Consider the following 18,654-nt stretch of genomic DNA (forward strand, 5'->3'; position numbering starts at 1 on the left):
CCGCCCCGCGCCCCGTGCGGGGCGGTCCCGCGATCACGCTTCCGGGTGGCTCCCGCCGTCCTCGCGGTCCCGCCCCTTGGACTCCGCGACGCGCCGCAGCCGGGGGTGGCGGGCCGGTCCCTGCTCGGTGATGGCGTCGCCGACCATGGCCTTGACGGCGTCCCGCATCCCGTGGAGGGCGTGGTGGCGGGCCGGTCCGGCGCCGGGGTCCTCGCGGAGTTCCTTCACCAGGGCCCAGCACAGCAGCAGCATGACGATCACGAAGGGCAGCGCGACGAGGATGGTCGCGGTCTGGAGGGATTTGAGGCCGCCCGCGACGAGCAGGACGGCGGCGACGGCGGCCATCAGGACGCCCCAGGTGACGACGAGCCAGGTGGGCGGGTGGAGGGAGCCGCGGCTGGTGAGCGAGCCCATGACCAGGGAGGCGGAGTCGGCGCTGGTGACGAAGTACGTCATGACCAGCAGCATCGCCACCCAGGAGGTGAGGGTGCCCAGCGGCAGCGCGTCGAGCATCGCGAAGAGGGAGGCCTCGGCGCCCTCCTTGACCTTGGTGGCGAGGTCGGCGGCGCCGGTGGAGTCGAGGCGGATGGCGGTGCCGCCCATCACGCAGAACCAGACGACGGTGGCGCCGCTGGGGACCAGCAGGACGCCGACGAGGAACTCGCGGATGGTGCGGCCGCGCGAGATGCGGGCGATGAAGGTGCCGACGAAGGGGGCCCAGGAGAGCCACCACGCCCAGTAGAAGATCGTCCACGCGCCGAGCCAGGCACTGTCGGTGAACGCGCCGGTCCGGGTGGCCATCGGGAGCAGCTCGTGGAGGTAGCTGCCGACGCTGGCGGGGATCACGTCGAGGATGTAGACGGTCGGGCCGAGGACGAAGACGAAGGTCGTCAGGGCGGCGGCGAGCACGATGTTGACGGTGCTGAGCCATTTGACGCCCTTGTGCAGCCCGGAGAAGGCGGAGAGCACGAACGCGGCGGAGAGCGAGCCGATGATGATCAGTTCGAGGCCGGTGGAGTCCTCGACGCCGGTCGTGATGTTCAGGCCCTTGGCGACCTGGAGGGCGCCGAGGCCGAGGCTGGTGGCGGTGCCGAAGACGGTGGCGAAGACGGCGAGCAGGTCGATGGCCTTGCCCTGCCAGCCCCGGGCGCGGTCCTCGCCCATCAGCGGGACGAAGGCGGAGCTGAGCCGGTTGCCGCGGCCCTTGCGGAAGGTGGCGTAGGCGAGGGCGAGGCCGGCGATGCCGTAGATCGCCCAGGGGGTCAGCGTCCAGTGGAAGAAGGAGTAGTCGAGGGAGGCGCGGGCGGCGTCCCCGCTGCCGGGGGCGGCGCCGCTGGCGGGCGGCGGGTTCAGGTAGTGGGTGAGGGGCTCGCCCACCCCGTAGAACATCAGGCCGATGCCCATGCCGGCGCTGAACATCATCGCGATCCACGCGAGGTTGGTGAACTCGGGCTCGGAGTCGTCGGCGCCGAGCCGGATCCGGCCGAAGCGGCTGATCGCGAGGACCACGCACATGACGAGGAACACGTCGGCGGCGATCACGAACAGCCAGGCGAAGTTCTCCAGCACCCAGGCCAGGGCCGTGCCGGAGGCGCTGTCGAAGGAGCTCTTGCCCAGGGCGGCCCAGGCGACGACGGCCAGCACGGCGATCACTCCGATCGCGACGACCTGACGGTCCGGCGTGCCGTCCTCATGGCCGTCGGACCCGCCACCTGGGGTATCCGGACGTGGCTGTTCCAGTGAATCCGCGCTCATGCGGCCACACTATGCGGGCGTATATCCGTATTTAGGGTCATGGCGCGCCGGATGTGGCCCAGGCCACCCATGGGCATAGGAGGATCCTCCGGATAGGCTCATGGGGGCGCGACTGCACTGTTCGATAGCAAGGGATTAGCAAGGTGACGGACGGAGCAGTAACTGAGACCGCGCGCGTGCTCATCGCCGCGGACAAATTCAAGGGCTCGCTCACGGCCGTTCAGGTCGCGGAGCGGGTGACGGCGGGCCTCCGCAAGGCCGTACCGGACGTGGAGATCGAGACCCTCCCCGTCGCGGACGGCGGCGACGGGACCGTCGCGGCCGCCGTGGCGGCCGGGTTCGAACGCCGGGAGGTACGGGTCACCGGACCCCTCGGTGACCAGGTCACGGCCGCTTTCGCGCTGCGCGAGGGCACCGCCGTGGTCGAGATGGCGGAGGCCTCCGGTCTCCAGCTGCTGCCCGCGGGGACCTTCGCCGCGCTGACGGCGACCACGTACGGCTCGGGCGAGCTGCTCAAGGCCGCGCTGGACGCGGGCGCGACCTCGATCGTCTTCGGTGTGGGCGGCAGTGCCACCACCGACGGCGGCGCGGGCATGCTGGCGGCGCTGGGCGCGGTGTTCCTGGACGCGAACGGTGAACCGGTCGGTCCGGGCGGCGGCGCACTGGCCTCGCTGGCCTCGGCGGACCTGTCCGGGATCGACCCCCGCTTCGCGGAGGTGGACTTCGTCCTGGCCAGCGACGTGGACAACCCGCTGACCGGCCCGAAGGGCTGCGCGGCGGTGTACGGCCCGCAGAAGGGCGCCTCGCCGGCGGACGTGGCGACGCTCGACGCGGCGCTGGCCCACTTCGCGGTGGTGCTGGAGAAGTCGATCGGTGCGAAGGCGGCCGAGTGCGCGCTGCTGCCGGGCGCGGGCGGCGCGGGCGGCATCGGCTACGGTGCACTGCTCCTCGGTGCGACCTTCCGGCCCGGCATCGAGCTGATGCTGGAGGTGCTGGGCTTCGCGCCGGCGCTGGAGCGGGCCACGCTGGTCATCACCGGTGAGGGCTCGCTCGACGAGCAGACCCTGCACGGCAAGGCCCCGGCGGGCGTCGCGGCCGCGGCGCGGGCCGCGGGCAAGCCGGTGGTGGCGGTCTGCGGGCGGCTGCTGCTGTCGCAGGAGGCGCTGGAGGGTGCGGGCATCCGCCGCGCCTACCCGCTGACGGACCTGGAGCCCGACCCGGCCAAGTCCATCCCGAACGCGGGTCCGCTGCTGGAGCGGGTCGCGCAGAACATCGCGGCCGACGTGCTCTGAGTTCCTCTCGGATCCCGGTACGGCCGAGGCCCGGCGCCCCCACGGTGGGGTGCCGGGCCTCGGCCGTGTCCGGCGGGGTGTGCCCCTGCGGGTCCGCTGCCGGGGCTCCGCCCCGGACCCCGCACCTCAAACGCCGGCGGGGCTGGAAACGGCGGACAGCAGCTGGGCGGTGGTGACGATCTTCGCGAAGTGGCCGCCCTGGAGGTTGACGGCGGTGGCGGCGGCCAGCTGGTCGGCGGTGAGGGCCAGGCCGTCGGGGCCCGTGCCGTCGGTGAGGTCGAAGGTGTGGGTGGCGTCGAGCGGGACGAGGACCTCGTAGCCGAGGTTGCCCGCCATCCGGGCGGTGGTCTCGACGCACATGTTGGTCTGGATCCCGGCGACGACGATCTGGCCGATCCCCCGGGCGGTGAGCCACTCGCCGAGGTCGGGGGTGCCGTAGAAGGCCGAGTTGACGGTCTTGGTGATCAGCAGGGACTCGTGGCGGCGTTCCTGGACGAAGTCCTTGAAGGCGTGTCCCGGCTGGTCGGGGGCGAGGACCGAGCCGGCCCGCGAGGCGTGCTGGACGAGGACCACCGGGCGTCCGGACCCGTGCCAGGCGTCCATCAGGGCGGCGATGTTCTCCTCGGCGGCCGGGTTGTTGCGGGGGCCCCAGTAGGAGGCGTCGTCGAATCCCTTCTGGACGTCGATGACGAGCAGGGCGCTGGTGTCGGCGATCTCGATCGCGGTCTGTGTCATGGCTTCATCGTGTCGGCGGAGGGGGCCGTTCCCCAGGGGCTGCGGGGACGCGGAACGATGGGATCCTGCCAGAGTGGCAGTCCTTTCCCCGGGACTCGTGGGAGAGTGGCCGCATGCGCCGCGTCGCCATCGTCGCCCAGCCCGGGATCCGCAGCTTCGACCTCGCCGTCATCACCGAGGTCTGGGGCCCGGACCGCAGCCGCCAGGGCGTGCCCTCCTTCGAACTGCGCCGCTGCGCACTGGACTCCGGGCCGATCGCCCTGCCGGGCGGGCTGACCCTGACCCCCGACCGGGGCCTCGACTGGCTCGGGCAGGCCGACCTGATCGTCGTACCGGCGCTGGCCGAGCCCTCGGACCCGACGCCGGAGCCGGTCCTCACCGCCCTGCGGGAGGCGCACGCCCGGGGCGTGCCGGTGGCCGCCCTGTGCGCCGGGGCCTTCGTCCTGGCGGAGGCGGGGCTGCTGGAGGGGCGCCGCGCGGTGACGCACTGGTGGCTCGCCCCGCAGCTCGCGGCCCGCTACCCGGGGGTGCTGGTCGAGGACGCCCCGCTCTACGTCGAGGACGACGGGCTGTGGACCTCCGCCGGCGTAGCATCCGGGATCGATCTGTGCCTGCACCTCGTCCGCCGGGCGCACGGCGCGGAAGCCGCCGCCGCCGTCGCCCGCTCGATGGTCACCGGCCCCTTCCGCACCGGGGACCACGCCCAGTACCTGGACCGGCCCACCCCGGCCGCCGACCGGACCGCCGAGGCGCTGGCCGCCGTACGGGAACAGGCGCTGCGGCGGCTGCACGAGCCGCTGGACGTGGCCACCCTGGCCCGCTGGGCGGGGATGTCCCCGCGCTCCTTCGCCCGGCACTTCGCCGCCGCGACCGGCACCACCCCGCACAAATGGCTGCTCAGCCGCCGTCTGGACGAGGCCCGCAAGCTGCTGGAGCGCACCGACCATCCCGTCCCGGAGGTGGCCCGGCGGGCCGGGTTCGCCAGCGAGGTCACCTTCCGCCAGCACTTCGGCGCCCAGGTGGGCCTGAGCCCGCGCGCGTACCGCGCCGCGGCGGCCACCACCCCCATATCCGTCGACAGTGTTAGAAATGGCTCATGAGCGGACGTTCGGGTCGGCACCGGGAGAAGCGGTCGGCGGGCCTGCTCGCGCGCCTCTCCCTGGCCCCGGGCAGCGTCGCCGGCCAGGTCTTCGCCCTCCAGGCGGTGCTCGTGCTGCTGCTGATCACCGCCGCCGCCCTCGCCCTGGTCTTCCAGGCGCGCTACGACAGCCAGAACGACGCCCGCAACCGCTCGCTCGCCGCCGCCGAGGCCTTCGCGCACGCCCCCGGACTGCCCGCGGCCCTGGGCGCGCCGGACCCGACGGCCGTCCTGCAGCCCCTCGCCGAGGGCGCCCGCCGGGGCTCCGGCCTCGACTTCATCGCCGTCATGACCACCGACGGGCTCCGGTACACCGACTCCCGGCCCGAGCTGATCGGCAGGCGCGCCACCGGCGACCTCGCCCGCGCGGCGGCCGGGGACTCCTTCACGGAGCTGTTCACGGGCGACCCCAGTGACGCGGTCCGCGCCGTGGTCCCCGTACGGGACGACCGGGGCGAGGTCGTCGGACTCGTCGCCACCGGCATCGAGGTGAAGAACGTGGGCGACGCCGTCGAGTCCCAGCTGCCCCTGCTGATCGGCGCGGCGGCCGGCGCCCTGCTGCTGGGCACCGGCGGCGCCGCCCTGGTCAGCCGGCGGCTGCGGCGCCAGACCCGGGGCCTGGGCCCCGCCGAGATGGCCCGGATGAACGAGCACCACGAGGCGGTGCTGCACGCCGTGCGCGAAGGCGTGCTCATCGTCGGCGCCGACCACCGGCTGCTCCTCGTCAACGACGAGGCCCGGCGCCTGCTGGACCTGCCGGCCGACGCCGAGCAGAAGCACGTGGCCGAGCTGGGCCTCGATCCGCGCACCGCGGAACTCCTGCTCTCGGGCCGGGTCGCGACCGACGAGGTCCACCTGGCGGGAGACCGGCTGCTGGCCCTCAACGTACGGCCCACCGAGCCCTTCGCCGGGAAGCCCTCGGGCAGCGTGATGACCCTGCGCGACACCACCGAGCTGGCCGCGCTCTCCGGGCGCGCCGAGGTGGCCCGGGAGCGGCTCCAGCTGCTGTACGACGCCGGGGTGCGCATCGGCACCACCCTGGACGTGGTGCGCACCGCCGAGGAGCTGTCGGAGGTGGCCGTCCCGCGGTTCGCGGACTTCGTCACCGTCGAGCTGCTGGAGCCGGTGCTGCGCGGTGACGAGCCCTCGCCGGCCGCCGGGGTGCACACCGAGATGCGCCGGGCGGCGATGAGCGGCGTGCGCTCCGACCAGCCGCTCCAGCCGGTCGGGGACACCATCCGTTTCGTGGTGCCGACCGCCCCGATGGCGGCCGCGCTGAACGCCGGGCACGCGGTGCTCGCCGCCGACCTGCACGCCGCGATGGGCTGGCGGGCCCAGGACGCCGCCGGGACCCGGGTCGCGCTGGACTACGGGCTGCACTCGCTGATCTCCGTACCGCTCCAGGCGCGCGGGGTGGTGCTGGGCATGGCGAACTTCTGGCGGGCCGCCGACACCCCGGAGCCCTTCGACGAGGAGGACCTCTCCTTCGCCGAGGAGCTGGGGGCGCGGGCGGCCGTCTCCATCGACAACGCCCGCCGCTTCACCCGCGAGCACGCCACCGCCGTGACCCTCCAGCGCAGCCTGCTGCCCCGGACGCTGCCGGACCTGAGCGCGGTGGACGTCGCCTTCCGGTACCTGCCCGCGAAGGCGGGGGTGGGCGGGGACTGGTTCGACGTGATCCCGCTGCCGGGGGCCCGGGTGGCGCTGGTGGTGGGCGACGTGGTCGGGCACGGGGTGCACGCGGCGGCGACGATGGGCCGGCTGCGCACCGCCGTGCACAACTTCTCCACCCTGGACATGCCGCCCGACGAGCTGCTGGGGCACCTGGACGAGCTGATCGACCGGATCGACCAGCTGGAGGCCGACGCCGAGGGCGGCCCGCCCGGCGAGGGGCTCGGGGAGGCGGCGGAGGAGCCCGCCGGGATCACCGGGGCCACCTGCCTGTACGCCGTCTACGACCCGGTCTCCGGGAACTGCGCGATGGCCAGCGCCGGGCATCCGGGTCCCGCCCTGGTGCACGCCGACGGGCGCGTGGAATTCCCCGAACTGCCCACCGGCCTGCCGCTCGGGGTGGGCGGCATGCCCTTCGAGGCGACCCGGATGCGGCTGCCCGAGGGCAGCCGCCTCGTCCTGTTCACCGACGGGCTGCTGGAGGACCGCGACCGGGACTTCGACACCGGCCAGGCGCTGCTGGCCGGGGCCCTCGCGCGGACCGGCCGCAGCCCCGACCAGGCCTGCGCGGACGTGCTGGCGGCGCTGCTGTTCCCCGCGCCGAGCGACGACATCGCCCTGCTGATCGCCGACACCCGGAGGCTGGAGTCCGCCCGGATCGCGGAGTGGGACGTGCCCGCGGATCCGGCGGCGGTGTCGCGGGTGCGCCGGGAGGCGGCCGGGCAGCTCACCGCCTGGGGGCTGGAGGAGGCCTCCTTCACCGCGGAGCTCATCCTCAGCGAGCTGATCACCAACGCCATCCGGTACGGGACCGCTCCGGTGCGGGTGCGGCTGCTGCGCGACCGGAACCTGATCTGCGAGGTCTCCGACGGCAGCAGCACCTCCCCGCACCTGCGGTACGCGGCCACCACCGACGAGGGCGGCCGCGGGCTGTTCCTCGTCGCGCAGTACGCCGAACGGTGGGGGACGCGGTACACGGAGCGCGGCAAGGTCATCTGGGCGGAGCTGTCCCCCTCGGGCGGCGGGGAGCCGGTGCTGCCGCCGGCGCTGGACCTGGACGCGCTGGAGGACCTGGCCTGGTGAGGCCGGGGCCACCGGCCCGGGCGGGGATCAGCTGCGGGTGCGGGCCAGCAGGACGGCCACGTCGTCCTGGGCGGCGCTCGGCAGCAGCTGGTCGAGGATCTCCTCGACCAGCTCCTCCAGGGGCCGGGAGGCCTGCCGCAGGGCCCGCGCGAGCCGTTCCATCCCCTCGTCCAGGTCCCGGTCGCGGCACTCGATCAGGCCGTCGGTGTACAGCGCGAGCAGGCTGCCGGGGGGCAGCGGGAGCTCCTCGGCGCGCCAGTCGTCGCGGCGGCCGGTGCCCAGCGGGGGCCCGGGCGGGCCCTGGAGGAAGGTGACGCTCCCGTCGGCGCCCGCGACCGCGGGCGGGGGGTGACCGGCGCGGGCGATCACGCAGGAGCCGGTCGCCGGGTCGTGGACGGCGTAGACGCAGGTGGCCATCTCGTCCTCGCCGAGGTCGGCCACGACCTCGTCGAGGGCGCGCATCATCCGGACGGGCGGTACGTCCTGGCGCGCGAGGGTCCGTACGGCCGTGCGCAGCTGGCCCATGACGGCCGCGGCGTGGATGCCGTGGCCCATCACGTCGCCGATGACCAGGCCGGTGCGGCCGCGGGGCAGCTGGATGACGTCGAACCAGTCGCCGCCGACGTCGTGGTCGCTGGCGGGGAGGTAGCGGCCGGTGAGTTCCAGGCCGGGGACCTCGGGCAGGGCGCTGTTGGTGAGGCTGCGCTGGAGGGTGAGGGCGGCCTGGCGCTGGGTGGTGTACATCCGGGCGTTGTCGATGTTGAGGGCGGCGCGCGCGACGAGCTCGTCGACGAGTACGCAGTCCTGCGCGTCGAAGGGCTCGCGTCCGCGCAGCCGGGTCACGGCGACGGCTCCGAGGACCTTCCCCCGGGCGACCAGGGGCACCATGCGGGCGGAGCCGAGGGTGGCGAGGTAGGCGCGCAGGGCGTCGGCGCGGGGGTCGGTGATCAGGGCGGGGACGTCGGCGCTGTACAGGTTCATCGGGACGCCGTCCTTGATGACCTGTTCGTAGGCGGTGCCGGCCGGGATGCGGAAGGTCTGGCCCGCCTTGAGCCGGGAGGTCGGCGCGAAGGGGTCGGGGAAGGCGGCGGCGAGCCGGCGCAGGACGCCGTGGGTGGAGGCGCCGGCCTCGTCCGGTTCGAGGACGGCCTCCAGGAGCTGTACGTCGGCCGAGTCCGCGAGTTCGGGGACCAGCAGGTCCACGATCTCCTGGGCGGTCTGGCGCAGGTCCAGGGTGGTCCCGATGCGGGTGCCGGCCTCGGCGAGGAGGTCGAAGCGGGTACGGGCCCGCTCGGCCTCCAGCTGGGCCCGCTGGCCTTCGGTGATGTCGATCAGCGAGGCGATCAGGCCGAGGCGGCGGCCGCTGCCGTCGAGGAGGGGGGCGTAGGAGCAGGACCAGGTCCGGTCGTGCTCGGGGTCGGCGGGGGTGCGGCCGGTGCGGCGGACGTCGACGACGGCGCTGCCGCACTCCAGCACCTTGCGCATCGTCGCCTCCAGGGCGGCGGCGTTGACTCCGGGCACGACCTCGGTGAGGCGCCGGCCGAGGTGCTCGGCGGCGGGGACGCCGTTCATCCGGGCGAGGGCGTCGTTGACGCGCAGGAAGCGCAGGTCGGGGCCGAGGGTGGCGAGGCCGATCGGGGACTGGGTGAAGAGGCTCTGGAGGGCGGCGAGGGAGTCCCGCATGTGCAGGACCTCGGAGGTCTCGACGGCGATGAGCATGGCGCCCGTACGGCCCTGGGGGTCGGCGGCGGGGACGATCCACATCTCCATCGGCACCTGGTGGCCGTCGCGGTGGCGCACGGGCAGCGTGCCGACGACGGTCTCCCCCGCCTGGACGCGGCGGGTCAGGTCCTCGGCGAGTTCCCGGTTGGCGTCGGGGACCAGGACGGCGGTGCCGGGGCGTCCGAGGATGTCCTCGGGGCGGTGGCCCAGCAGGTCCTGCGCGGCCAGGGACCATTCCACGACGCGCCCTTCGGCGTCCTCCCGCCACAGGGCGATCGGCAGCAGCTCCCGGAGCACGCCCGCGTACCCGACGGCCGCGGCCGGATCGGGCACCTCGCTCGTCGACTGGTACGTGTCCAATGCACCGACCTCACCCCGGGGGGTCCGATTCCTACCGATTCACCCTATCCGAGGGCTCGGCCGGTGGCGCTGCTTCGGAGCTGCGGGGTACAGCCAGGGGAACGCCCCCGCGATCCGGACGAGGACCCCGTGGAGGACCGGGGCCGCCCACCAGCTGCCCAGGACGTGGGGCGGGGCCCGTCCCCCGCCCGCGGCCTGCGCGGCGGCCGCGATCACTCCCGCGCCCGCCGCGGGGGCCAGGAGGGTGTACGGCGGCCGGGCGGAGCCCACCTGGAGCAGGAGCGCGGCGGCGAGGGCGCAGGCGAGCCTTCATCGTGATCCGGGCCCCGGTCCCCCGCACCTCGGCCGAGGGCGGCGTCCGGACGGGCTCAGGCGCCCGTGGCGTAGCGGGCCAGGAAGAGGTCGACCCCGGAGGTGACCACGCGGGTCAGCTCGGCCTCGCCCACGACGCAGTCGGGGGTGAAGGTGCGGACGAGCTGGGGGACGCCGATGGTGGCGGCGATGAGCTGCTGGACGGCCAGCCCGGGGTCGGGGACGTCCAGGACGCCGCGGTCGTGGAGCACGGTGAAGGCCTCGACCAGGGGGCGGTTGTTCATGTCGTAGGTGACGGAGTACCAGAGCTGGCCGAGCTGCGGGAAGCGGTCGATCTCGCCGATGACCAGGCGGCGCAGCGACATGATGTCGGGGCTGAGCAGCAGCCGGCCCCAGTCGGTGATGAGGCCGACCAGCACGTCCCGCAGGCCGGGGGCCCCGGCGGCCTCGGTGACGGTGGTGCCGGCGGAGGCCAGTGCGCTCTGGGTGCGGGGCAGCACGCCTCCGACGACGGCGAGGAACAGCCGTTCCTTGTTGCCGAAGTGCTTGTAGATGGTGGCCTTGGAGACGCCGGAGCGGGTGGTGATCGCGTCCATGGAGGCCGCCGAGTAGCCCTCGGCGAGGAACTCGGCCAGGGCCGCGTCGATGATGGCCTGGCGCCGGCGCTGCGCGGCGTCCGTGGGCTCCGGGATGATCGGGATGCCGAACTCGTCGAGCGCGTCGGGCAGGTGCGGGGAAGCGGCTCCCATGGGGGGTCCTTCGGCTCGGTACGGATCGGAACGGCCGCGTCCACGGGTGGGGTGCGCGGGGTGGGTGCGCGGGGGCGCGGCGACCGGGGCAAGGTTCCAGTATATGAACTGAACCGTTCGGTCTGCCCCACTGCGGGGTCCGGGAGTCGGCCCCGGGGGCGGCCACGAGCCGCTCAGGCGTCGATCCGGCCCATGAGACCGCGCTGGTAGTCGGCCTGCGCCTGGTGGAGCTCCTCGACGGTGTTCATCACGAAGGGGCCGCTGCGGGCCACCCGCTCGCCGATCGGCTCGCCGGCCAGGACGAGGACCTCGGCGGCCTCGTCCGGCGCCTCGACGGTGAACCGGGGCGCACCCTGGCCGAGGACGGCGAGGTGGCCGTCGGGGATCGGGGCCTCGGGGGTGGCGGCCGAGCCGGAGAGCACGTAGAGCATCGCGTTGTGGCCGGGCGGGGCGGTGAACTCGGCGCGTCCGCCCGCCTCCAGCCGGGCATGGACGACGAGGACCGGGGTGTGCGTCTCGAAGGGTCCGCTGACGCCGTGGGTGGAGCCGGCGATGACCTTGAGGGTGGCGCCCTCCCCGGTGGTGACGACGGGCAGGCCGCCCGGGGGGTTGTACTGGGCGCGCGGCGGGGTCCCCTTGAGGCGGGCGGGGAGGTTCACCCAGATCTGGAGCAGGTGCTGGGGGCCGCCGTCGGCGACCAGGGCGGGGGCCGGGCGGGCCAGGTGGACCACGCCGGATCCCGCGGTGAGCCACTGCACCTCGCCGGGGTGGATGACCTCGTGGTGGCCGTGCGAGTCGAGGTCCTCCATCGGGCCCTCGATGACGTACTGGATCGTCTCGAAGCCGCGGTGCGGGTGGGCGGGGGCGCCCTTGGCCTCGCCGGGCCCGAGGAGGTGCGGGCCGACCTGGTCGACCATCAGGAAGGGGTCCAGGAGCGGGAGTCCGGGCTGCGGGAAGGGGCGGCGGACGGGGAAGCCCTCCCCCTCGAAGGTGTGGAAGGGACTGACGACCCGGACGGTGGGGCGCGTGGAAGCGGTGGCGGTGATGTCCATGGGACGACTGAACTACACCGACCAGGCTACCGTCAAGACTAAACCGTTCGGTTTAGTCAACTGAACGATTCAGTCGACATGCGGAAGGGGCCGCCACGGGCCCTCCGGCCCACGGCGGCCCCTCCGGGCGGTCCGTCAGAAGTCCACCTGCGCCCGCACGTCGGCGCGGCCCACGGACTCCAGCTCCCAGGTCGTGCAGTAGAGGCGGCGGATGTACTCGATGTCGGCGTTACGGGCGTGGGCCTCGCGCACCGGGTACATGAGGGTCAGCTCGTACGATCTCTCACGGTTGACGTCGCCCTCCTTGTCGCGCCACTGCCCGCGCGCCTCCTGGAGGGTCAGCCCCGACGGGAAGCGGGGCGTGACCACCTCGGCCACGAATTTCATGAACTCCTCCTCGGTGATGGGCGGGTTGCCGTTGTGGCGCCCGGTGCCGAAGTAGAGGTGCGTGGAGACGTACGGGCTGCCCTTCTCCGAGGCGGCCTCGTCCGACGCCGCCGAGGCGGTGCGGGGACCGAGGGAGACCTCCGACACGGGTCCGCCGAAGGTCAGCAGGAGGGCGGCGGCCGCGAAGACGGCTGCCGCGGGCATCGTGATCCGGATCTGGCGCATGTGGTCCTGTCTGTTGTCGGGCGCTGTGCAGCGGAACGGGTGGGACATCTGTGGGTGGGGCGGAGGCCGCGCGGGCCCGGGCCCGCCCAGGCGGAACCGGCGGGCCCGGTACGGGGCCGGGGAGCGGCGGGCGGTGACGGCGCGAGCGGCGCGCCCTAGCCGGGCAGGGACTCCTGGAGGAAGACCGCCGCGTCCCGCAGCCCGGGCGGGACGTCCGGCCCCCGGCGCAGGGCGGCCGCCGTCCGGCCCAGGGTCTCGGTCGTCCGTACGGACCCGATCCCGGCGGCCCGGGGCGCGACGGACTCGATGAGGGTCCGCGCCTCCCGCCAGGCCCCGGCGCCGGCGAGGGCCGAGAGGAGCTCGGCGGTGAACAGGTGCCGGTAGGAGGGGCCGGGGGCGGTGGCCGCCTCGTACAGCAGCGGGACGGCCCGGTCCCACCGGCGCAGCCGGGCCTGGACCCAGCCCCGGTGCCCGAGCAGTTCGGTCTGGTCGATCCACCAGGCCCAGTGCGGATCGCGGCGCGAGATGCCGTCCAGGAACCGGCTCTGGGCGCGGGAGATCAGCTCCAGGGGTTCGGTGCGGCGCCCCAGCAGGGCGAGCGCGTGGGCCTGCCGGACATGGACGAGGCCGGCGACCCTGGCGGGCAGCGGCCGCGCCCCCCGTACGCGGGAGGCGGCCTCCAGGGCGGCCCGCGGGCGTCCGGTGTGGGCGGCGAGCATGCTGTGGTTCAGCAGGACCAGCCGGGCCGTCCAGCGGTCCCCGCACAGTTCGGCCAGGGCCAGCGCCCGCGCGTTCGTCCGGTGGGCCCGCCGGTAGCGGCCGGCGTCGAAGAGGATCCAGCCGATGACCTCGTACAGCTCGGCGAGGGCCGCGAGCAGGTCGCTGCCGAGTCCGCTCAGGCTGTCCGGGGCGGCCTGAGGGCCGGGGAGCAGCCGGAGGGTCTCCCGTACGAGGGGCAGCGCGGCCGTGGCGCCCCGCGTGGCGTCGACGGCCACCAGGCGCTCGACGGCGTCCAGGGCCCACAGCACCGCCGCGTCCCGGTCACCGCCGCGGCCGCCGTCGCCGCCGTAGCCGTACGGGCCGACGGCCGGCCGGCGGCCCGGTCCGGGGCGCGGGCCGCCGGCGGGGGCCCGCCGCGTCATGACAGGAGTCCGGCGTCGATCCGCCCGGCGCGGACCTGCCCGAGGGAGGCGAAGGAAGAGGCCACCCGGGTCAGCCACTCCACCTCGTCGCGGAAGTCGTCGTAGGGCGGCCGGGCCGGGATGTCGGAGGTCTCGGTCCGCTCCGCCCGCTCGGCCCGCTCCTCGGGCGGGCGGCCGAGTACGGCACGCACCTGGAGGGCCTCCCCCAGCGGTGAGGTCGGGTCCTCGGGGAGGTCCAGGGAGCGGGCCACCCGGGTGAAGTCGGCCAGCGACAGGGAGGTGCGCAGGATGAGCTGTCCGTCGCGTATCTCGATGACGCGCCGGTAGAGGCTGTAGTGCGGGTCGCGGCGCGGGACGAGGTCGCGGGCCCGGGAGCGCGGCGGGTCCAGGGCGATGTCCGGGGAGGCCTGGTAGAGCGCCCACCACAGGGGGCGCAGCCGCTGGTAGGAGCGGTAGCTGCGCAGCCAGCCCCGGGTGCGGGTGATCCGGATGCCCCAGGAGGGGATGGTCCAGCCGGCGATCTGGAGCAGGGCGCCGACGCTGCCGCAGGTCCACTGGACGGGGTCGAGGGCGGCCGCGTCGTAGTCGAACCGGGTGCCCGCGATCTGGATGCCGCGGGTGACGCAGTAGACCAGGATGAGGCTGGCCCCGACGGTGACGGTGCGCATGCCGACCTTGAGCCACTGGCGGTTGGCCATCGTGGTGAAGCGCAGCGACAGCCGGACCGTCTCGAACTGTCCGACGGCGCAGATCAGCAGGTAGAAGCTCATGTAGAGCGCGTAGCCGCGGTGCTGGATGCTGAGCAGGATCGTCGAGGTGGCCGTCTCGGACTGGGCCACCGGGCCGACGACGAAGGAGGCGATCACCAGGACGCCGAGCGCGGCGCCGAAGAGCAGGACGCGCCGGCGCGCCATGCGGCGGGCCTGCTCGGGCGGGGCGGACCAGTAGACGAGCACCACCTGCTGGGCGGCGGTGAGCACGACCACGGCGGCCTGGGTGATGAGCGAGGTGATGTTGGGCAGGCCGAAGAAGGCGGAGATGTGCAGCCGGAGCTGGTCCAGGTCGACCAGGAAGCTGATCCCGGAGCAGAGGAAGTAGGTGCACAGCGCCCACAGGGCGATGTCGTGCTTCCTGCGGAGCAGGTCGGGGAGCCGGTACGCGAAGGCCGCGAGGCCGACGCCGGTGCAGACCCAGGCGAGGATCGTGTAGATGATCACGCGGGCCCCTGCTCGGGCCGCTCTGACCTGCCGATTCCGCTCTCGATGCGGGCCACGATCTCGGCGGCCTCCGCCGGTACGCCCCAGGCCGGTTCGGTCCAGCGTTTGGCGGCGCGCGCCAGGATCAGCGAGGCCATGGTCTCGGCCTCCTGCTCCTCGTCGTCGCTGTAGCGGGAGCGCATCAGCACGCTCCGCACGGTCTCGGGGTCGACGTCGGAGAAGAGCGTGCTCGGATCGGTCCGGTCGAGCTGTACGGAACCGCTGTGCTCCAGGGCGATGTGCGCGAGCTCGTGGGCGATGATGTGTTCCTTGTGGGAAGCGGAAGCCGCTGCCTCGAAAGCGATCACGTCGAAGTCATCGAGTTTCAGCCATATGCCGAAGAGATGGCGCTCGGGGAACGGCGTCGAAATCAAATGGATGGGCCGCCGACGCTGCTCGCTGAGATATCCGTGGAGTTCGTCGATACCGCAGCCGCGCTCCATCCCCCACTCCGCGAGCAGGGCTTCGCAGGTCCGGCGGACCTTCTTGAGACGGCGCCTGAGCCGCCTGTCCTCGGACGCCGGTAACGCGGAGCCAGGTAACTTCATCCTCAGTCCTCCGGCGAACCCAGCGGTCGGACAACGCGGCCATGATGCCACACGCCCAACTGCGCGACGGGCACCGCCAGTTCTATCCGGCCATTGCCTTCCGATTTCCGCCGGCACAGTCATGTCTTGACTGCGGGGGAATTGCGAGGAAAATCGGGGATACACCGGAAAACCGGAAAGAGCCGCACCTCCCTCCGGAGACGTCCCGAGGCCCGCGTGACCCTTCTCAAGGCTCTGGCCAGGCCCCCGGCCGTTTCGCGGACCACGGGAGCCATCGGCGACGGCGGATGGCTCATGGCACCGGCGGAACCGTCGGGGACTGCCTTGTCCGGCCCGGCCCCGCCCCGGCCCCGTGCCTCCCCCCGCCCCGCCCCTACCGTGACGGGGCGGCTCAGCGCGCCGCGAGCACCGACGCCATGCCCCGCGCGAGGCACGGGATCCGCTCGGACGGTATTCCCGCGATGTTGATCCGCCCCGCGGTGGTGCCGTAGATCGCGTGCTCCCTGCGCAGCCGGAGCATCTCCTCGCCCGTGAGCGGCAGCATGGAGAACATCCCGCGCTGGCGGGCGAGCGTCCGGGCCGGCGCGCCCTGGCCCAGGCCGGTCAGGTGCCGGGCCAGGTCCGTCCGGTTGGCCGCGATCCGGCCGCGCATCGCTTCCAGCTCGGCCCTCCAGAGGGCGCGCAGCCCCTCGTCCTCCAGGATCGTCGTCACGACGGCCGCGCCGTGCTCGGGCGGCATCGAGTACAGGGTGCGGGCGGCGTTCTGGAGGGCGGTCTCGGCGTGCCGTACGGCCTGCCCGGAGGCACCGAGGACGATGGCGCAGCCGGTGCGGTCGCTGTAGAGGCCGAAATTCTTCGAGCAGCTCACGGCGACGAGCATCTCCGGAACCCGTGCGGCCAGCAGGCGCGTGGCGTACAGGTCGGCCTCCAGTCCGTCCCCGAGCCCGTGGTAGGCGAGGTCCACGAACGGCACCCAGCCGCCCTTGACCGCCGAGTCGGCCAGCGCCTCCCACTCCTCGCGGGTGGGGTCGGCCCCGGTCGGGTTGTGGCAGCAGCCCTGGAGCAGGACGACGTCGTCGCGCCGGGCCCCGCGCAGCTCGCCCAGGACCCCCTGCGCGTCGAAGCCGCCGTCGGGGTCGCACCAGCCGAAGGTGCGGACCTCGAGCCCGGCGGCCTCCAGGATCGGCCGGTGGTTGACGTAGGCCGGGTCGCTGATCCACACGGTGGTGCCGGGGCGGGTGCGGCAGATCAGGTCGGCCAGCAGCCGCAGGGCGCCGGAGCCGGCGACGGTCTGGACGGCGGCCGCCCGGCCGGCGGTCCCGCCGTGCTCCTCGGCGCCCAGGACGAGGGTCAGCAGGGCGCGGTTGAAGGCGGCGTTCCCGGAGAGCCCCCGGTACTCCTTGGACGCGGAGCGCTCGGCGAGCCGGATCTCCGCCTCGCGGACGGCCGCCATGACGGGGGTGCGCCCGGTGTGGTCGCGGTAGACGCCGAGGACCAGGTCGAGGCGTTCGGTCCGCTCGTCGGCGCCGAACTCGTAGGTCAGGTCCCACAGCGGGTCGGTGGGCGGCGGGGGGAGCAGCTCAAGCATCTACGGGAACCTCGGGACGGGGGGCGGACGGAGGAACGGGGCCGGCGGCGGGGCCGGACGCGGCCCGGGGGCGGCGGTTGGCGAGGACCACGCCGGCGGTGATGAGCGGGACGCCGACCAGCACCGCGACGGTCGGCTTCTCCCCGAGCAGGGGGACGGCGAGCAGGACCACGGCGACGGGGCTGAGGCTGCCGACGACGGAGCTGCGCTCGGCGCCGAGCCTGCGGATGGCGAAGGCGTAGAGCAGGCCCGCGCACAGCCCGACCCCGAGCCCCTGCACGACGAGGAACAGTGCGATGTCGGCCCCGGCGGCGTGGGCGAGGCCCGTGGGGAGGACCCCGGTCAGGACGAGGAGGGCGATGACCGCGAAGGAGGGCAGGCAGAGCAGGCCGATCGAGCCGACCGGGTCGAGGTCCACGTCGCGCAGGCCCACCGTGTACAGGGCCCACAGCCCGCTGGCCACGAGCAGGGTGCCGGCGCCCTCCAGGACGTCGGTGTCCACGGGGACGACGTAGCGCCAGACGAGGGCGGCCACGCCGAGGGCGATGAGGGCGAGCCCGGCCGTCTGGGTGCCGCGGGGGGCTCCCTTGCCGCGGGCGGCCATGAGCGCGGCGACGAAGAGCGGGACCATCCCGGGGACGATCGAGCCGACGAAGGCGGCCGAGGTCAGGGCTCCGCCGTGCATGGCGGCGAGGAAGAAGGGCACCCCGGCACCACAGATGATCTTGGCGGCGGCGCCCGGCCGGACGGCGGCGATGCGGCGACGGCGCCGCCACAGGGCGGGGAGGAGGACCACGAGCGGGACGCCGAAGCGCAGCAGGGCCGCGTCGGCGGGGAGCAGACTGGAGGCGCTGAGGGCGCGGGCGCTGAGCGCGAAGGCGGCCCAGATCGCCACCGTCACGAGCAGGGCGGTCATGCCCCGCGCCTGCGGGGAGAGCCCGCGTCGGCCGGGGTGTCCGGCCTGCGGGCCCGCCGCGTCGGGAACTTCGGTCGCCCCGGTGGTGTGCGTCGCGACCAAGGGATGTGCTCCAGCTTCTGGGTGCGGACCGGTCCGGTCCGTTCCAGGGCAACGGTAGGGCGTGGGGCGGGGCAGCCGATTGCCAGTTCTGCCGCTCGGACATACGTTTGGGGCAGAATCTGCCAAGGAGTGGCCATGGACGCAGTCGATCTGCAGATCATCCGGGAATTGCAGGCCGACGGGCGGCTCTCCAACCAGGACCTCGCCGACCGGGTGCGGCTCTCCCCCTCGCCCTGTCTGCGCCGGGTCCGGCGCCTGGAGGAGGCGGGCCTGATCCGCGGCTACACGGCCATGGTCGACCAGGTCGCCTTCGGGCTGCCGGTCACCGTCTTCGTCCGCATCCGCCTGGAACGCCACACGGCGGAGGCGGTGCGGCTGTTCGAGGAGCACGTCGCGGTCATCGAGCACATCCAGGACTGCTATCTGATGGCCGGCAGCAGCGACTACCTGCTGCGCGTGGTCATCGAGGACCTGGAGGCCTACGAGGCCCTGGTGCGCCACCGGATCCACGCGATCCCGGGGATCGCCTCGATCGAGTCGAGCTTCGCCTTCGGCAGCGTCAAGCAGTCCCGCACCTACCCCCGCCCGAACCCCGGCGGCTCCGCCAGGGCCCGGTAACAC

15 protein-coding genes are annotated in these 18,654 nt (G+C 74.0%); 4 read left to right on the forward strand and 11 right to left on the reverse strand.

What is annotated here, in order from left to right; translation table 11 throughout:
* Positions 1-33: 33 nt before the first annotated feature.
* Positions 34-1,755 carry a BCCT family transporter gene (locus OOK31_RS06235; protein ID WP_267011311.1) on the reverse strand — a complete coding sequence of 574 codons (1,722 nt, stop codon included), beginning with the start codon at positions 1,753-1,755 and terminating at the stop codon, positions 34-36.
* A gap of 143 nt (positions 1,756-1,898) precedes the next feature.
* Between OOK31_RS06235 and OOK31_RS06240 the strand changes: the two genes are divergently transcribed.
* Entirely contained in the window at positions 1,899-3,047 is a 1,149-nt protein-coding gene (locus tag OOK31_RS06240; RefSeq protein ID WP_267011312.1) for a glycerate kinase, read from the forward strand.
* 126 nt (positions 3,048-3,173) lie between these two features.
* On the opposite strand, the gene OOK31_RS06245 is transcribed toward OOK31_RS06240, so the two are convergent.
* Positions 3,174-3,782, reverse strand: coding sequence for a cysteine hydrolase family protein (locus OOK31_RS06245; protein ID WP_267011313.1), 609 nt, complete (start codon positions 3,780-3,782; stop codon positions 3,174-3,176).
* 113 nt (positions 3,783-3,895) lie between these two features.
* Here OOK31_RS06245 and OOK31_RS06250 point away from each other — a divergent pair, with 113 nt between their 5' ends.
* On the forward strand, positions 3,896-4,882 hold the full coding sequence (locus OOK31_RS06250) for a GlxA family transcriptional regulator (RefSeq protein WP_267011314.1): 987 nt from the start codon (positions 3,896-3,898) through the stop codon (positions 4,880-4,882).
* Complete coding sequence (locus OOK31_RS06255; RefSeq protein ID WP_267011315.1) at positions 4,879-7,674, forward strand: SpoIIE family protein phosphatase; 2,796 nt, start codon at positions 4,879-4,881, stop codon at positions 7,672-7,674. The genes OOK31_RS06250 and OOK31_RS06255 overlap by 4 nt, the downstream gene beginning before the upstream one ends.
* A 27-nt stretch (positions 7,675-7,701) precedes the next feature.
* On the opposite strand, the gene OOK31_RS06260 is transcribed toward OOK31_RS06255, so the two are convergent.
* From OOK31_RS06260 to OOK31_RS06300, 9 genes are all read right to left on the reverse strand, one after another.
* The gene (locus tag OOK31_RS06260) at positions 7,702-9,756 is read right to left on the reverse strand and encodes a SpoIIE family protein phosphatase (RefSeq protein WP_267011316.1); all 2,055 of its coding nucleotides are present in this window, start codon (positions 9,754-9,756) and stop codon (positions 7,702-7,704) included.
* Between the two features lie 368 nt (positions 9,757-10,124).
* Positions 10,125-10,817, reverse strand: a complete 693-nt coding sequence (locus tag OOK31_RS06265; RefSeq protein WP_267011317.1) for a TetR/AcrR family transcriptional regulator — start codon at positions 10,815-10,817, stop codon at positions 10,125-10,127.
* Between the two features lie 173 nt (positions 10,818-10,990).
* Positions 10,991-11,869, reverse strand: coding sequence for a pirin family protein (locus OOK31_RS06270; protein ID WP_267011318.1), 879 nt, complete (start codon positions 11,867-11,869; stop codon positions 10,991-10,993).
* Positions 11,870-12,004: 135 nt separating this feature from the next.
* On the reverse strand, positions 12,005-12,481 hold the full coding sequence (locus OOK31_RS06275; RefSeq protein WP_267011319.1) for a DUF3574 domain-containing protein: 477 nt from the start codon (positions 12,479-12,481) through the stop codon (positions 12,005-12,007).
* A gap of 155 nt (positions 12,482-12,636) precedes the next feature.
* Positions 12,637-13,623 carry a DNA-binding protein gene (locus OOK31_RS06280; protein WP_267011320.1) on the reverse strand — a complete coding sequence of 329 codons (987 nt, stop codon included), beginning with the start codon at positions 13,621-13,623 and terminating at the stop codon, positions 12,637-12,639.
* Positions 13,620-14,840 (reverse strand): MAB_1171c family putative transporter, encoded by a 1,221-nt coding sequence (locus tag OOK31_RS06285; protein ID WP_267011321.1) that lies wholly within the window; start codon positions 14,838-14,840, stop codon positions 13,620-13,622. Before OOK31_RS06285 ends, OOK31_RS06280 begins: the two co-directional genes overlap by 4 nt.
* The gene (locus tag OOK31_RS06290; protein WP_267011322.1) at positions 14,837-15,427 is read right to left on the reverse strand and encodes a toxin; all 591 of its coding nucleotides are present in this window, start codon (positions 15,425-15,427) and stop codon (positions 14,837-14,839) included. Before OOK31_RS06290 ends, OOK31_RS06285 begins: the two co-directional genes overlap by 4 nt.
* 391 nt (positions 15,428-15,818) lie before the next feature.
* Positions 15,819-17,015 carry an aromatic amino acid transaminase gene (locus OOK31_RS06295; RefSeq protein WP_267011323.1) on the reverse strand — a complete coding sequence of 399 codons (1,197 nt, stop codon included), beginning with the start codon at positions 17,013-17,015 and terminating at the stop codon, positions 15,819-15,821.
* Positions 17,008-18,033, reverse strand: a complete 1,026-nt coding sequence (locus OOK31_RS06300; RefSeq protein ID WP_267011324.1) for a DMT family transporter — start codon at positions 18,031-18,033, stop codon at positions 17,008-17,010. The genes OOK31_RS06295 and OOK31_RS06300 overlap by 8 nt, the downstream gene beginning before the upstream one ends.
* 135 nt (positions 18,034-18,168) lie before the next feature.
* Here OOK31_RS06300 and OOK31_RS06305 point away from each other — a divergent pair, with 135 nt between their 5' ends.
* The gene (locus OOK31_RS06305; RefSeq protein WP_323188183.1) at positions 18,169-18,651 is read left to right on the forward strand and encodes an Lrp/AsnC family transcriptional regulator; all 483 of its coding nucleotides are present in this window, start codon (positions 18,169-18,171) and stop codon (positions 18,649-18,651) included.
* The last annotated feature ends 3 nt before the right edge of the window (positions 18,652-18,654 follow it).

This window comes from Streptomyces sp. NBC_00249 (assembly GCF_026342355.1).
In the GTDB taxonomy this organism is placed as follows: Bacteria; Actinomycetota; Actinomycetes; order Streptomycetales; family Streptomycetaceae; genus Streptomyces.

Bases quoted from the DNA above. Each gene is read 5' to 3' on its own strand.
- OOK31_RS06270 (WP_267011318.1), bottom strand. From the start codon at position 11,869: ATGGACATCACCGCCACCGCTTCCACGCGCCCCACCGTCCGGGTCGTC.
- OOK31_RS06275 (WP_267011319.1), bottom strand. From the start codon at position 12,481: ATGCGCCAGATCCGGATCACGATGCCCGCGGCAGCCGTCTTCGCGGCC.
- OOK31_RS06280 (WP_267011320.1), bottom strand. From the start codon at position 13,623: ATGACGCGGCGGGCCCCCGCCGGCGGCCCGCGCCCCGGACCGGGCCGC.
- OOK31_RS06295 (WP_267011323.1), bottom strand. From the start codon at position 17,015: ATGCTTGAGCTGCTCCCCCCGCCGCCCACCGACCCGCTGTGGGACCTG.
- OOK31_RS06235 (WP_267011311.1), bottom strand. From the start codon at position 1,755: ATGAGCGCGGATTCACTGGAACAGCCACGTCCGGATACCCCAGGTGGC.
- OOK31_RS06305 (WP_323188183.1), top strand. From the start codon at position 18,169: ATGGACGCAGTCGATCTGCAGATCATCCGGGAATTGCAGGCCGACGGG.
- OOK31_RS06250 (WP_267011314.1), top strand. From the start codon at position 3,896: ATGCGCCGCGTCGCCATCGTCGCCCAGCCCGGGATCCGCAGCTTCGAC.
- OOK31_RS06255 (WP_267011315.1), top strand. From the start codon at position 4,879: ATGAGCGGACGTTCGGGTCGGCACCGGGAGAAGCGGTCGGCGGGCCTG.
- OOK31_RS06290 (WP_267011322.1), bottom strand. From the start codon at position 15,427: ATGAAGTTACCTGGCTCCGCGTTACCGGCGTCCGAGGACAGGCGGCTC.
- OOK31_RS06265 (WP_267011317.1), bottom strand. From the start codon at position 10,817: ATGGGAGCCGCTTCCCCGCACCTGCCCGACGCGCTCGACGAGTTCGGC.
- OOK31_RS06245 (WP_267011313.1), bottom strand. From the start codon at position 3,782: ATGACACAGACCGCGATCGAGATCGCCGACACCAGCGCCCTGCTCGTC.